At 43.4% G+C, this 15,348-nt stretch carries 12 protein-coding genes; 2 read left to right on the top strand and 10 right to left on the bottom strand.

Annotated elements, in window-relative coordinates; all coding sequences use genetic code 11:
• Positions 1 to 3 precede the first annotated feature (3 nt).
• From rng to AAEU28_RS16960, 6 genes are all read right to left on the bottom strand, one after another.
• The gene (rng, locus tag AAEU28_RS16985; RefSeq protein WP_421965186.1) at positions 4 to 1,476 is read right to left on the bottom strand and encodes a ribonuclease G; all 1,473 of its coding nucleotides are present in this window, start codon (positions 1,474 to 1,476) and stop codon (positions 4 to 6) included.
• Complete coding sequence (locus AAEU28_RS16980; protein ID WP_421965313.1) at positions 1,469 to 2,047, bottom strand: Maf family protein; 579 nt, start codon at positions 2,045 to 2,047, stop codon at positions 1,469 to 1,471. The genes rng and AAEU28_RS16980 overlap by 8 nt, the downstream gene beginning before the upstream one ends.
• Positions 2,044 to 2,523: a rod shape-determining protein MreD gene (mreD, locus tag AAEU28_RS16975; protein ID WP_138481646.1), complete on the bottom strand. Its 480-nt coding sequence runs from the start codon at positions 2,521 to 2,523 to the stop codon at positions 2,044 to 2,046. Before mreD ends, AAEU28_RS16980 begins: the two co-directional genes overlap by 4 nt.
• Positions 2,516 to 3,355, bottom strand: a complete 840-nt coding sequence (mreC, locus tag AAEU28_RS16970) for a rod shape-determining protein MreC (protein ID WP_138481648.1) — start codon at positions 3,353 to 3,355, stop codon at positions 2,516 to 2,518. Before mreC ends, mreD begins: the two co-directional genes overlap by 8 nt.
• A complete protein-coding gene (locus tag AAEU28_RS16965; protein WP_058028534.1) occupies positions 3,355 to 4,398 on the bottom strand; it encodes a rod shape-determining protein in 1,044 nt (347 codons plus the stop codon). Before AAEU28_RS16965 ends, mreC begins: the two co-directional genes overlap by 1 nt.
• Positions 4,399 to 4,466: 68 nt before the next feature.
• On the bottom strand, positions 4,467 to 6,533 hold the full coding sequence (locus AAEU28_RS16960; protein ID WP_421965185.1) for an SUMF1/EgtB/PvdO family nonheme iron enzyme: 2,067 nt from the start codon (positions 6,531 to 6,533) through the stop codon (positions 4,467 to 4,469).
• Between the two features lie 213 nt (positions 6,534 to 6,746).
• Here AAEU28_RS16960 and AAEU28_RS16955 point away from each other — a divergent pair, with 213 nt between their 5' ends.
• On the top strand, positions 6,747 to 7,661 hold the full coding sequence (locus AAEU28_RS16955; RefSeq protein WP_421965184.1) for a 1-aminocyclopropane-1-carboxylate deaminase/D-cysteine desulfhydrase: 915 nt from the start codon (positions 6,747 to 6,749) through the stop codon (positions 7,659 to 7,661).
• Here AAEU28_RS16955 and AAEU28_RS16950 read toward each other — a convergent pair.
• The 4 genes from AAEU28_RS16950 to AAEU28_RS16935 form a co-directional block, all read right to left on the bottom strand.
• Positions 7,647 to 9,296 carry an EAL domain-containing protein gene (locus tag AAEU28_RS16950; RefSeq protein WP_421965183.1) on the bottom strand — a complete coding sequence of 550 codons (1,650 nt, stop codon included), beginning with the start codon at positions 9,294 to 9,296 and terminating at the stop codon, positions 7,647 to 7,649. The two genes, AAEU28_RS16955 and AAEU28_RS16950, sit on opposite strands and share 15 nt — an antisense overlap.
• Before the next feature lie 182 nt (positions 9,297 to 9,478).
• Complete coding sequence (gene ssb, locus AAEU28_RS16945; protein WP_421965182.1) at positions 9,479 to 10,141, bottom strand: single-stranded DNA-binding protein; 663 nt, start codon at positions 10,139 to 10,141, stop codon at positions 9,479 to 9,481.
• Between the two features lie 17 nt (positions 10,142 to 10,158).
• Positions 10,159 to 11,526 (bottom strand): MFS transporter, encoded by a 1,368-nt coding sequence (locus tag AAEU28_RS16940; protein ID WP_138481660.1) that lies wholly within the window; start codon positions 11,524 to 11,526, stop codon positions 10,159 to 10,161.
• Between the two features lie 69 nt (positions 11,527 to 11,595).
• A complete protein-coding gene (locus AAEU28_RS16935; RefSeq protein ID WP_421965181.1) occupies positions 11,596 to 12,375 on the bottom strand; it encodes a substrate-binding periplasmic protein in 780 nt (259 codons plus the stop codon).
• A gap of 127 nt (positions 12,376 to 12,502) precedes the next feature.
• Here AAEU28_RS16935 and uvrA point away from each other — a divergent pair, with 127 nt between their 5' ends.
• A complete protein-coding gene (gene uvrA / locus AAEU28_RS16930; RefSeq protein ID WP_421965180.1) occupies positions 12,503 to 15,322 on the top strand; it encodes an excinuclease ABC subunit UvrA in 2,820 nt (939 codons plus the stop codon).
• Positions 15,323 to 15,348: the final 26 nt, after the last annotated feature.

The following is a 15,348-nucleotide window of genomic DNA, read 5'->3' as shown; positions in this document are numbered from 1 at the left end:
GCCTTACATCATGACAACGTCAAACTGCTCTTGGCTATACAAGTTCTCTGTTTGAATACTAACTTGTTTACCAATAAACAGCTCAAGTTCTGCAAGGTTGTGATACTCATCATTAATTAATGCTTCACTCACCGCTGCCGATGCATAAACCATGAACTTATCAGCATCATAAGCGCGGTTTACTCGCACAATTTCACGTAGGATCTCATAGCAGACTGTCTCAACGGTTTTCAATGAGCCGCGGCCTGAACATGATGGGCATACATCACATAAGATGTGCTCTAAACTCTCGCGCGTTCGCTTGCGCGTCATCTCTACTAAGCCCAAAGCTGATAAGCCATTAATATTAGCTTTTGCTCTGTCTTTAGCTAGTGCTGTTTCTAGAGAATGTAATACTCTACGCTTGTGCTCATCTGAGACCATATCGATGAAGTCGATAATAATAATACCACCTAGGTTACGCAGTCTTAGCTGACGCGCAATAGCAGATGTAGCCTCAACATTGGTATTAAAAATGGTTTCTTCTAAATTACGGTGGCCAACAAACGCACCGGTGTTTACGTCAACCGTCGTCATCGCTTCGGTTTGATCTATGATCAGATAACCCCCTGATTTTAATTCCACTTTTCGATGAAGCGCTTTTTGAATTTCACTCTCAACATCAAATAAATCGAAAATCGGCCTTTCACCTGGATAGTACTCTAAGGCATTAGACAACAGCGGTACGAACTCTTCGGTGAAGGTTTTAAGCTCTTGATAGGTCAGCTTCGAATCAACACGGATACGCTCCATGTCTTCACCAACATAATCTCGTAATGTTCTAAATGCCAAAGTCAGATCTTCGTGCAAAATCGCGGCTTTACTGGTTTTTCGACGACGTCCAATGATTTTCTGCCATAGCTTTTTCAAAAACTCAGCATCGTGTTGCAGTTCAGCCTCAGTCGCGCCTTCTGCAGCAGTACGAACGATAAAGCCACCATTTTCATCATTGTATTGCGCCACAATCTTTTTAAGACGACTGCGTTCCTCTTCAGTTTCAATACGCTGGCTTACGCCAACATGCGTAGCATCTGGCATAAACACCAAATAACGCGAAGGAATGGTAATGTCTGTGGTTAAACGTGCCCCTTTGGTGCCCAGTGGATCTTTTACCACTTGTACCATGATGTATTGGCCTTGCTTAACCAATTCACGAATATCTTGTACTTTTTTGACGGGCTGATCGTCCACGCCTTCCTCAACAGAGGCACTGTTGACGATATCTGAAGCGTGAAGAAATGCGGCTTTTTCTAAACCTATATCTACAAAGGCGGCCTGCATACCCGGTAACACTCGGCTTACTTTACCCAAGTAAATATTGCCTACAATACCTAGGTTGCCTACTCGCTCAACTTGTATTTCTTGCAGCACGCCATTTTCGATTAAAGCAACACGACTTTCACTAGGTGTCACATTAATTAATAATTCACTACTCATGCGCCCCCGCTATAAATGCTTTTATTAATTCATCTGTCTCATATAAAGGTAAGCCGACTACGGCAAAATAGCTACCCGACATCTGGGTAACAAAACGACCTCCAAGACCTTGGATCCCATAACCGCCGGCTTTGTCTTGCGGCTCGCCTGATTGCCAATAAGCGCTAATTTCTTCATCTGTTAACGCTTTAAACGTCACATCTGTCGCCACAACTTGACTCAACACCTTGTGTTTATCGGCAACGGCAATGGCGGTTAAAACTTGATGAGTTCGACCAGATAAACGCTGCATCATGGCGGTAAAATCAGCTTCATCAATGGGTTTACCCAGGGCTAAATTATCTACCACAACCACAGTATCACTGCCTAGCACAGGTTTATCATCATAACCCATAGCCACACCTGTTTGAGCCTTAAGACGTGCCAAACGTTCAACTAACTGTAATGGCGTTTCTCCAGCGAGTTGCGATTCATCTGCGTCGACTGAAAACTGGGCAAACTCATAACCTAATTGCGCAAGCAGTTGTTTACGTCTTGCTGAAGCTGAAGCGAGGTAAAGCGTGGTCATTATCTGATCCTAAATTGTCTTCGATATTTACGCAGTAGTAAAAAGATCCACGGCCAACAAAACATTCCCGTCAGGGCGGGCCATAAATACTCAGGATTAAAATAAATATCGAGTAAGAAGTGATTCAACCAAAATTGTAGCAAATGATATAAGGCTAAGAACAAACCGACTAATACAGCTTGCTGCCAAATCGAAAAGTTACGAATTTTTTGAAAGTTACTCACGGTAATATAAATACATATTGAGTAACACAATGAGTTAACCCCCAGCGGCGAGCCGGTTGCTAAATCAATAATAAGCCCTGTCACCCACGCCCAGCCAATGTTAACTCGGTGGGGTAAAGCCAGCGACCAATACATGAGCACTAACAGTACCCAGTCAGGTCGAAAGATATCTGTAGATAAGGGTAACGGCATCAGTGCCATGACTAATGCTAAAAAAAGTGAAAAACAAATCAATAAATAATGACGCTTAATCATTACGATTTTCCAAGCTTTGTTTGCCCAATACCACCAATAAGCGGACTCGGTCTAATTGTGCAATTGGCTCCGCATACACTTTCGCAAAAGGCACACTTTCATCACGATCAATGGAGGTTACAACAGCAACTGGGTAACCCTCAGGAAAAGTACCACCTAGCCCTGAAGTCACCAATACATCCCCAATTCTGACATCCAAACTATGAGGTACATGTGACAGGGTTAACTGATTTAATTTACCCATACCCTCAACGACCGTGCGCACATCATTTCTTAAAATACGGACTGGCGTTGCATGTGTGGTGTCTGTCACGAGTAAGACGCGAGAAGTTGTGGTGCCGGTATGCGTCACTTGACCTACAATACCAAGCTCATCAATCACCGCTTGCCCTACTTGCAAACCATCGATAGTGCCTCGGTTTATCACCACTTGATGACTATATCGATTTGAATGCACAGAGAGTACTTGACCAATAAGACGCGAGCTTTTCTCACGCGAAGAGGCATTTAACAAAGCTCTTAGTTCTTGATTTTCTTTTTGTAAGAATTGTAGTTGTTGCAGCTGCTCACTCTGAAGTAACTGCTTTTCTCTGAGCGCTTGGTTTTCGTCAAGCAATTGATCTCGAGTTTGTAAGCTGCGCGCACCTAGGCTCAACACCTCATAAGGCACATTAGCAAAGTACAGCAGAGGGCTTACCAGTGTATGCAAGCTGGTACGCAGCACAGTACCGCCGCTCGTATAGCGATCACCAAGTATCAGTAAAATACTTAAAATGACCGCGACGGTCAGCCTAAATTGTAGTGATATCGTACGGCCAAATAATAAGTTCATTAGTCGTAGCTAAATACATCACCACCATGCATATCAATCATTTCAAGTGCTTTACCACCACCTCTAGCAACACAAGTTAGCGGGTCGTCAGCAACCACAACTGGAATGCCTGTTTCTTCCATCAGTAGTCTATCTAAGTCTTTTAGTAGCGCACCGCCACCTGTCAGCACCATACCGTGCGCTGAGATATCAGAAGCAAGTTCTGGTGGAGATTGCTCTAGTGCAACCATTACCGCACTCACGATACCCATTAATGGCTCTTGTAGTGCTTCTAAGATTTCGTGTGAGTTTAGAGTAAATGAACGTGGTACACCCTCAGCTAGGTTACGGCCGCGAACTTCAATTTCAATAGGCTCTTCACTCTTAAATGCCGAACCAATTTCATGCTTGATAGTCTCTGCCGTTGCTTCACCGATTAAGCTACCAAAGTTACGACGCACATAGTTGATAATCGCTTCGTCAAACTTATCACCACCGATACGCACAGATGACGAATAAACCACACCGTTTAAAGAGATAATCGCAACTTCGGTTGTACCACCACCAATATCAACAACCATAGAGCCCGTTGCTTCAGATACTGGTAAGCCTGCACCAATTGCAGCAGCCATCGGCTCTTCGATTAGGTAAACCTCGCGTGCACCAGCGCCCATTGCAGATTCACGAATAGCACGCTTTTCAACTTGCGTTGCACCACAAGGTACACAAATAAGTACACGAGGGCTTGGGCGCATAAAATTATTATTGTGCACTTGCTTGATGAAGTGCTGTAGCATTTTTTCAGTCACATAGAAGTCTGCAATCACCCCATCTTTCATTGGGCGAATTGCTTTAATGTTGCCAGGTGTACGACCGAGCATTTGCTTTGCCGCAGTACCCACTGAGGCCACACTTTTAGGCCCACCAGCTCGTTCTTGACGAATGGCCACTACTGAAGGTTCGTTTAATACAATACCTTCTTCTTTAACATAAATAAGGGTGTTTGCCGTACCTAAATCGATTGATAGGTCGTTAGAGAATAATCCGCGTAATTTTTTAAACATGAGGTTGAATAACCTTAAAGAATTCTTTTAAACACAGTGGCAGCCGACTGGGCTGCCACTAATAATTTTTAGCGCTCTCGTACTAAACGAAAGCCAATATAATTTGCTCTGAAATCGGGTGCTAACGCCAAACGTGTCGATACACGCGCAAGACTTGGTGCAAAGTTCCAAGCGCCACCGCGTACAGTAACATCATTCTGAGAGGCACGTTTTTGTGTCCACTCCCAGACGTTACCTACCGTGTCATATAGGCCATAGTTATTAGGTGCAAACTCACCAACAGGGGCTGCACTTTTATTTGACCATTCACTGCCACACCAACCACAGTTTGCTAGGTTTTTGCCAATCTCATTACCCCAAGGGTATTCTGACGTTGTGCCTGCACGCGCTGCGTACTCCCACTCAACCTCATTAGGTAAACGATATTGTTTGCCTTCTTCCCCAGATAACCAGTTTGCATAGGCTTTTGCGTCTTCATAAGACACACAAACAACCGGAAAGTTCTCACTTTGCTCATAACCCGGGTTTTGCCAGTTATAATCTAGCTCCCATACTGGTTCGCCGTTTCGATAGTAAGCGCACCCTTTTGCTTTTTCAGCATCGGTTGTAAACCCAGTGCTTTGTACAAAGCGTCGAAATTCAGAAACCGTCACTTCTTTGCTTTGCATCGCGTATGAGTTGCTCAACACCTTTTCAACAACGGGTCTTTCATTCGCCAAACCGTTGCCTGTTAAATCACCCATCTTAAATGAGCCCGCAGGAATAATACTGATTTGGTTGTTCACTGACTGATTAACCAAACTCACTGCCTGAGATGTAACTGGCGACTCTGAAACTAGACTTACTGCAGGTTGCTCTACCTTTTTAGTCTCGACTTTTGGGTTCGACGACAAAGGTTGAGCTACCTTTGCCGCTCTAGGCTTTTTTACAAGCTGCGCATGGATCGTTTGTGCACGGCGAATATTCACACGTGTTTTGTAAGGTTCATATCCCAACTTACGCACTTCAATTTCATGCATGCCAACCGGGATTTGTAAATTCAGTTTTGTTGAGCCGTAGCTCACACCATTAATGAATACTTCATCGTCGTATACGTTAGAGCGCAATGTTAGCTCAACCAGTTTATCTGTTTGTTTCTGAACTGGTGCTGATGCAACAGGTGTTGGCGCTCGCTCTACCACAGGCATAACCGTGCGCGGTTGCGTCACTGCGTTATCTTCTGCGTAATTAAACTGAGTGTCAGAAAACGTTGTTGGGTAACTATTTTGATACCCAATACCACCAGATAATGGCGTGCCATATTCTGAACAGAAGCGGTTATCGACGCTCAGTAAGCCACATAAGCGACTAGCATTCACATCGCCGCGCATCGTTACACTCAAGTTTACGCTGTAATTACCTTGACCACTGAAAGAGCTTGCGGTGACATGACTACTCACTACCTTCACTTGCGCACCAGCTAAGTTGCGTTTTGGCTCAACTAAACGCTGCTCAGTCAAGTTTGCAAATAGCTGGTCAATAAAACGTTGCGTCGACTTTTGCAGACCCATCTGTTGACCACGTTGCTCACATGCCGCTAGCGTTTCTGTACGCTTACAGTTAATGGTATGTTCGATTTCTAGCGTGCCTTCACGGCTAAATTCGTTTCTTAAGCGCTCGACTCGGGCTGTGCTTAATTGATCTTTTAAGCTTTCAAGAGTGTTAACTAAGGTATGTTTGGTAATGCGAATCTGTTTGATATCTTGTCGATGTGATGCAATCGCCGCCAATTGCATGGTGATATCTTCTTTATTTTGTTTGTGTAAAGCAACTGCTTCTTGATATCGCGTTTGAGCAGCTGAAATATTTAAAGAAGGATCATCGATAAGCCTGCGATATAACTCGTTCATTGCATCGAGCGCTTGGTTTTTTTCTTTATCTAGCTCGGTAGAACGGTTTCTTAGCAAGTCTAGCTGTGACACTAAACGTGTTTCTTCACTGAGATGCTTGTCTAAAATCTGAGTATAGTTTTCTAATTCGTTTTGCTTGACTGACAATTCAGCTTCGATTGCTGTGACGGTCGCGGTATCTTGTGCAAATACATTGGCTGCCAGTAACGTAGCAGATATCAAGAGAGATAAAGGAGCGATTCGCATATTTTCCATTCCCAAAAGCGGCGATTATTTGGTCTTTGTTATTTTTTATAATTAATGCTTTATGCTATGTACTTAAACAGTAAAACACAAGCTTTGAACACACTAATATGTGAGTTTACAACTATTATCCACCCGCTTGCTACCTTTCTAGAAATATTTTCATCTCAAGATCTCAGCTGTTAGACTGAGGTTTTACACTCAATCATCATTAGTATGGATAATAATCAGTTTGTATTGCCTGAATCTCCTGTACAAGAAATTCAACATCCGTTACTTGAACAAAAAAAGATCAAGCTCGCAATTAAACGGGATGACTTACTGCATCCAGTCATTTCAGGTAATAAATGGCGCAAGCTCAAATACAACTTGATCAATATGAAAAGCAAAGGCCATGACTCTTTTGTCACCTTTGGCGGTGCTTTCTCAAACCATTTATATGCCAGTGCAATGGCATGTAAAACTTTCAACTTAACTGGCCACGCAATTATTCGAGGGCCAGACATTGATGAAAATAACCCAACCATTAAGATGGCCCGTGCTTGTGGTATGAACTTATATGCGGTAAACCGCAAAACGTATCGATTGCGCCATGACCCTGCTTATCTGAAAATCCTACAAACTGAATTTCCTAATAGCTTCATCATACCCGAGGGTGGTACTAATAAAGCGGCACTGAGCGGTGTGGCTGAATTAGCGAAAAGTTTACCTCAATCAGACTATGTGATTTGTGCAACAGGTAGTGGAGGTACTGTCGCGGGGCTTGCCAAAGGATGCGCACATAATACCCAAGTTATGGGCATTGCTGTCTTAAAGCAAGCTGACTATCTAAATCAAGAAATCGCGCAACTACTGACAGATAACCACAGTGGCGCACCATGGCAGTTATTAACAGATCATCACTATGGTGGGTATGGTAAATTCACAGATGATGTTTGGACATTTTGTCAACTTATGAGGCAAACATATCAACTACCTTTAGAGCCTATATATACAGGTAAAATGCTGTTTGCGGTATGGCAACTCATAAGCCAAGATTACTTCCCACAGGGCAGTAGTATCATGGCCATACATACTGGCGGTTTACAAGGTCTTGACGGTTTGAGATATCGCGGCTTAATAACCCGCTAGTTCTAGCTGCTGAAGTGGCTCCGAAAAATAATACCCTTGAGCCCCTTTTACACCTAAGCGCTGTAAGCACTGTAGTTCAGTTTGTGTTTCAACACCAACAGCATAAACAGGTAAACCAAGCTGTTTACCCTGCCTTACAATATGACGTACAATTTTTTGCTGGGCATGTGATTCATCTATGTTATGAACAAGATCAAAAGATAGCTTTAACGCTTTGATACATTGCACTTGCTTTAAGTCTTTCACATTAAAGGACTCTGATACTTGGTCAAGTACTAACCCAGTACCAACTGTTTCTAGTCTTAACACTATGTCTTCAAGTAATACACGTTGCTGACAAAAATCATCTAAGGTCATTTCAAATAACACCCGTTTTGCCAATTGACTTTGTGCTAACTTTTCCAAAAGCCAATTAGCAAACTTGGGGTCGCACCAATTAATAGTATGGATGTTCACACTCGCCAACAAATGGCTTTTATCTTTACTCAAGACCTTAAAAGTGTGCTCAACAATAAAGGTGTCTAATGTCCACAAGCTTTCCTTGCTATGTAACTGAGGAACAAATTGCTTGGCTGCAATTAAACCTAGCTTCTCATGCCTCACTCTTAATAATGCTTCACTCTGAGTAATTTCTTGAGTCGCAAAACAGAATAAGGGTTGGAAAAAGAGAATAAACTGGCCATTCTCAATATACTTAATGAAGTCTGATTCTGAGTTTTGCATAGATATTTCGTGCGTTTTATTGAGTGGCGTAAGGTGAATATGCTGCCACACGTTATTAGTCGCAACACTCAATGCAGAGCGTGCAAGCTGATACACCTGAGTTTGATCACATTTTGACTGATAATAACAAGCGCCTAATTTAACCACTTTGCGTGAGAGGTCGCCGCGAATGGCAAACAGGATCTGATACACCACTTCGTGCATTTTTTTACTGACTGCTGATACATCCCCCCAAGCAACTTGCTCGATAGTGACCGCCAAAGCACCTGAGTTTAAGTATTTAACTGAACATTTGGCATATTTAGAAAAGTGCTTATGGAATTGAATCGCGAAATGCTGCTGTGCGTCGATACCTTCTTCTAAATGATAGCTCCATTTGATCAACGCAAAAATACTAAATGAGTTCTCGTCTGTGCTTCTTGGTTGCTGGATTGAAGGCAGCACATTTTCTCTTTCGATAGGCAAAGACTTCTGTGGTTGGCGAAGAAAAGGTTTTGGTCTCACTCTATATATCAGCCACCAGCGATAGCCAAACACAATTAGACCTATAAATAACAAATTAAACATCAATAAAGTGCTTGCATACTCCCGCAATACTTTTGGGTGTTGTACGTAAATTGTGGAGCCCGCAAACTCAAAGGTGTCTAGGTTTTTTATATTTGAACTTGGTTTTGTGCCGAATGAGACAAACTGCAAGTTAAATTGTCGCGCCAATATATCGAGTTTGTCATCTGTTCGCTCTGCTTCAGACAGTAAACTAACTTGCTGAACAAACTGCATACCTCTTTGATGGATCTGTAGGTGGAATAAATGAATGAGCAGTGCATTAAGAAAGCATACAAGCAATATCGAGGCAATCGCTAAATACCACTTAGATAATGTGTCTGTTACGCGTTTAAATAGCGGCTTCATCACCATACAACACCTCAATCAACATTGACTAAGTGTTGTTCACAAGTCTTAAAAACTCAAGTTTAGCGCACGGAAAGCCTAGCATTAGGTTACTGGCAAATAATTTTAACTGATAGAAAAAATAAAACCCCGCAAAAGCAGGGGTTTATGAAATCTATTTCGTTTTATAAACGAGTTACTCGTTAGAACGGAATGTCGTCATCAAAATCGATTGGTGGCTCCATCGGGTTTGATGCGCCGCCTTGTGGTGCTGATTGTGGTTTAGGTGCAAATCCACCTTGCTGCTGACCAGATTGCTGTTGAGGTGCAAAACCGCCTTGCTGAGATTGCTGCTGTTGCGGTGCAAAGCCACCTTGTTGTTGCGATGGCTGCTGCGGTGCGAAACCACCTTGCTGTTGCGGTGCCTGCTGTTGCTGTGGTGCTTGGTTATACTGAGACTGTTGATTATTAAAACCACCAGACTGCTGACCTTGATACTGGCCACCACCTTGCTGCTCACCACGACCACCCAACATTTGCATCTGACCGCCCATGTCTACAACGATTTCTGTTGTATACTTTTCTTGTCCGCTTTGATCAGTCCATTTACGAGTCTGTAAGCGACCTTCGATATAAACTTGTGAGCCCTTACGTAAGTATTCACCTGCAACTTCAGCTAATTTACCGAACAACACTACACGGTGCCACTCAGTACGCTCTTGCATTTGCCCTGTGTTTTTATCTTTCCAGCTATCTGTTGTAGCAATGCTGATGTTTGCTACACCGTTACCATTTGGCATGTAACGAACTTCTGGGTCTTGGCCTAAGTTACCAACCAAAATTACTTTGTTTACACCGCGTGCCATGACGCACTCTCCTCACACTAATTCAAGCCAAGTATTTGCTTTGCTTGGTTTATATCAAATTCTTTATCATTTACTTTTAGGTAACTACGATTTTCGTCGTTCACCATCGTCGCTTCGATCACTCCCGGTAGCGCCACCAATTGCTCAGCTAATTGCTCAGCTCTATGTGGGTCGGATAAATCAGCCATTAAACTGATCACTTTACTCTTAGGAGGGATCTGCATTTGCCATGCAATAAATAGCCATATTACCCCAACTCCTGCTGCAGCCGCAAACACTGTATTCGCTTCACCAATTTGCGCTAGATAACCCCCTAAAATACCACCTAAAAACGCCCCAAAGAATTGCCCCGATGAGAAAACGCCCATGGCAGAGCCCTTCTGATTAGCAGGGGCTATACGCGATACCAAGGCCGGCATGGTCGCTTCAAGGAAGTTAAAGGCAATAAAGTAAAACAACATACACAAGGCAATGCTCATGATTGATGTTGGCAACAAAATAAGGCCTAAGGCACTAAAAATTAGCACGAAAATAGAAAGTAAAAAGACCTGTTTTTCTTTTTGTTTTTTGATGGCAATAATCATTAAAGGCGCCATTAAAATAAATGCAGCCAATAAAACGGGAATATAAAGCTGCCAGTGACTTTCAGCCGCTAAACCGCCAATGATTAACTGACCAGGCAAAACCACAAATAAGGTTGTGAGCGTGAGGTGAAGTAGCATCACACCAAGATCTAAGCGAAGTAACTGCGGATGCTTTGCCAGTCGTTTTATATCAGCAACAGACGCGACTGTATCGCCTTTTGGGGCGCGGTTTAATGCATTAGGAACCACAAAAGACACAATCACAATACCTAAAATTGCCAACCCTGCTGTTAACCAGAATACCCCTGAAATACCAAATGAGGCCGCCACCATAGGCCCAAGTAGCATAGCAACCGCAAAACTTAAGCCGATACACATACCTATTACGGCCATCACTTTAGGGCGTTGTTCATCTCGACTTAAATCTGCAGCTAAAGCCAATAAAGCACTGGCAATGGCGCCCATACCTTGTAAAGCTCGGCCAACCGTCACCCAGTAGATTGAATCTGCGACTGCGGCAATCACTGAACCGATAGCAAACACGACTAAGCCACCAATAATGACCGGCTTTCTTCCCACTTTATCGGATAACCAGCCCATAGGGATCTGTAATAAAGCTTGGGTTAAACCATATGCGCCGATTGCTAAACCAATCCACATTGGCGAGACATGCTCAAGTGACTGACCATAAATGGCGAGTACAGGCATCAGCATAAATAAACCGAGCATTCTGAATGCGAATACACTGGCTAGCGAAAAAGCAGCGCGTTTTTCTAAGGCGTTTAATGATTGGTTAGACATAATTCTCGTTATTATCTGGCTCGCAAATGCGCGCGACAGTTTAACAAAAAAATAGCCATTGCAAAAAACTTAATCTAATTTGTATTTTTTTAGGATTTCACTGATCTTGCCTGATTGCTTTAGTTTCTCCAAAGCCCGTTCCATGCGCGCTTTAATTTTCGGAGAAACACTCTGTTTGCTAAGTGCAATGTAAACAGGTTCTCGATTAATGACGAAGGGGTTTATTTCGACTTGCATGTAGTCTGGATTATTTTCTGACTGATAAAGCATATTATATTTTTCAGCAAAGAAACCTGAAATGCGGCCATGTTTGAGCATGCTAATTCGTAGCTTATTATTGGTGATCACCGTAAAGCGCTCTTCTACATTCGGTGCATTTTTTAAAAGTGCGTCAACTTCAGGACCATAAACTGCATCTCGATGAATTGCGATAGGTGCTGGTAATGTGAGTAAATCTTGATAAGCCTTAAGTGTGTAAGGACGAGACTTATGAGTCACAAACACAATGGTTTCGTTGCGTTGAGGGCCAATAAAATAAGCAAACCGCTCTCGCTGCTTGGTTGGTGACATACTCAACATCATAGCTATCTCACCGGTCTCAAGCATTTTGATTGAACGACCCCAAGGTAAACTTACGAACTTATAGCTACAGTTTGCTTCTTCTAAAAGCGCTTTGGCAAAATCAACATCTAGACCATGCCAGCTCAAAGCATCAGTTTGGTTGTTATAACGGGCAAAGTTTTCAAAACGCACTACTAAATTACAATCAGGGTTAATGCGCGTGCCCGTAAGCGCCTGCACATTGAGACTGAAAACCAAAAAGAGAAGGAGTACGTATAGTCTTTTCAAAATTTATTAGCCACATTTTTACCACTTATTCAGTGTAGATGCTTTTACAAAGAAGCGATAATTTTCACAAAAATGTGCGATACTGTGGCGAAGTTTGATTACACCCTCAAGCAGTTACTGGAGCATCATGGATAATATAGAAGTAAGAGGCGCCCGCACCCATAACCTGAAGAATATTTCATTGACTATTCCACGTGATAAGTTGATTGTTATCACAGGGTTATCTGGCTCAGGTAAATCCTCTCTCGCGTTTGATACTTTATATGCAGAAGGCCAACGCCGTTATGTCGAGTCGCTTTCAGCTTATGCGCGCCAATTTTTATCTTTGATGGAAAAACCCGATGTAGACCATATTGAAGGTCTGTCACCTGCAATTTCTATTGAGCAAAAATCAACGTCTCACAACCCTCGCTCTACTGTGGGTACTATTACCGAGATTTACGATTACCTACGCTTACTATTCGCACGTGTGGGTGAGCCTCGCTGTCCGACTCATGATTTACCGCTTGCAGCACAGACTATCAGCCAGATGGTAGATACTGTTTTAGAGCAACCTGAAGGCAGCAAACTGATGCTGTTAGCGCCTGTGGTAAAAAATCGTAAGGGTGAACACGTCAAACTATTCGAGCAATTAAGTGCTCAAGGCTACATTCGTGCCCGTGTTGATGGCGAAGTGTGTGATTTAAGCGATCCACCAACTTTAGAATTACATAAAAAACATACTATTGAAGTGGTTGTTGACCGTTTTAAAGTAAAAGATGGCTTGCAACAACGTTTGGCAGAATCCTTCGAAACCGCATTAGAGTTATCGGGTGGTGTGGCCGTTGTTGCGAACATGGACGATGCAGAACAAGCAGAGCTTACCTTCTCTGCTAACTTTGCCTGCCCGACTTGTGGCTATGCCATGACTGAGCTTGAGCCACGTTTATTCTCATTCAACAACCCAGCAGGCGCTTGTCAAAGCTGTGATGGCTTAGGTGTAAGACAATATTTTGACCCAAGTCGCGTAGTACAAAACCCTGAACTTAGCTTAAGTGGCGGTGCGATTAAAGGCTGGGATAAACGCAGTTTCTATTACTTCCAAATGCTGCAATCTGTGGCTGACCATTATGGCTTTGATTTAGAAGCACCTTTCGAAAAACTATCAAAAGAAGCACAAACTGTGGTACTCGAAGGTTCTGGTAAAACCAAGATTGCCTTTAACTATCGCAATGATCGAGGTGATGTGATCACCCGTAATCACGAATTCGAAGGCGTGCTGAATAATATGAGTCGCCGCTACCGTGAGACGGAATCCAGCTCAGTGCGCGAAGAGCTTGCCAAGTATCAAACCAATCAAGCCTGTCCTAGCTGTAATGGCTCGCGTTTACGTGAAGAAGCCCGCCATGTGTTTATTGGGAAAACAACGCTGCCAGATGTGACATTAATGAGCATCGGCGACGCAATGACCTTCTTCGATGAGTTAGAGCTTACAGGTCAACGCGCACAAATCGCTGAAAAAATCTTAAAAGAGATCCGCGACCGTTTATCCTTCTTAATCAATGTTGGTTTGAATTATTTATCACTAGAACGTAGCGCCGATACCCTTTCAGGCGGTGAAGCGCAGCGTATTCGCCTTGCTAGTCAAATTGGTGCCGGCCTCGTCGGTGTTATGTATGTGCTTGATGAACCGTCAATCGGTCTTCACCAGCGCGATAATGACCGCTTGCTTAGCACGTTAACTCACCTACGTGACTTAGGAAATACTGTAATTGTGGTTGAACACGATGAGGATGCCATCCGCGCTGCCGATTATATTATTGATATCGGCCCAGGTGCAGGTGTTCATGGCGGCCATGTTGTCGCACAAGGCTCGCGTGACGACATTCTTAATTCACCTGAGTCTTTAACAGGTCAGTATTTAAGTGGTGCAAAAGCCATTGTCGTACCTGAGCAACGCCACCAGCCAGAAGAGAAATGGCTAGAGCTCTTTGGCGCCACAGGTAATAACTTAAAAAATGTCGACCTGCGTATTCCATTTGGCTTAATGACCTGTATCACTGGTGTGTCGGGCTCTGGTAAATCAACCCTTATTAATGACACGCTATTTAAGCTGGCTCACACAGCACTGAATGGAGCGACCACGGCTGAGCCTGCCCCTCACAAAGACATTCAAGGCCTTGAACATTTCGATAAAGTGATCGACATTGACCAAAGCCCGATAGGCCGTACACCGCGTTCAAACCCTGCAACCTATACCGGTATCTTCACGGCGATTCGTGAACTGTTTGCGGGCACACAAGAAGCGCGCTCACGTGGCTACAAAGTGGGTCGTTTCAGCTTTAACGTAAAAGGTGGCCGCTGTGAAGCGTGTCAGGGTGACGGTGTTATCAAAGTTGAAATGCACTTCTTACCTGACGTATACGTACCTTGTGATGTGTGTTCTGGTAAACGTTATAACCGTGAAACCTTAGAAGTACTTTATAAAGGCAAAAACATCCATGAAGTATTAGAGATGACGGTTGAAGATGCTCGTGAGTTCTTCGATAAAATTCCAGCGATCAGCCGCAAGCTGCAAACTTTAATGGATGTTGGCCTGACTTATATTCGTTTAGGGCAAGCAGCTACTACACTTTCTGGTGGTGAAGCGCAGCGTGTGAAACTCGCTAGAGAATTATCGAAGCGCGATACTGGTAAAACCCTATATATTTTAGATGAGCCGACCACAGGCTTACACTTCCACGATATTCAACAATTACTGGCTGTACTGCATCGCCTGCGCGACCATGGCAACACTATAGTAGTGATTGAACACAATCTCGATGTGATAAAAACCGCAGATTGGATTGTCGACTTAGGTCCTGAAGGGGGTGCCGGCGGTGGTCAAATTCTTATCTCGGGCACACCTGAAGCCGTTGCTGAATGTGATGCATCTCACACAGGTAGATATCTAAAACCTTTGCTTTAAGAGGCGCAGCACTAATTAGCATAGTG

It is taken from the genome of Pseudoalteromonas sp. SS15 (genome assembly GCF_049257195.1).
Lineage (GTDB): Bacteria > Pseudomonadota > Gammaproteobacteria > Enterobacterales > Alteromonadaceae > Pseudoalteromonas.
Note: the sequence above shows the minus strand (reverse complement) of the source record. Positions and strands in the feature narration are given on the sequence as shown.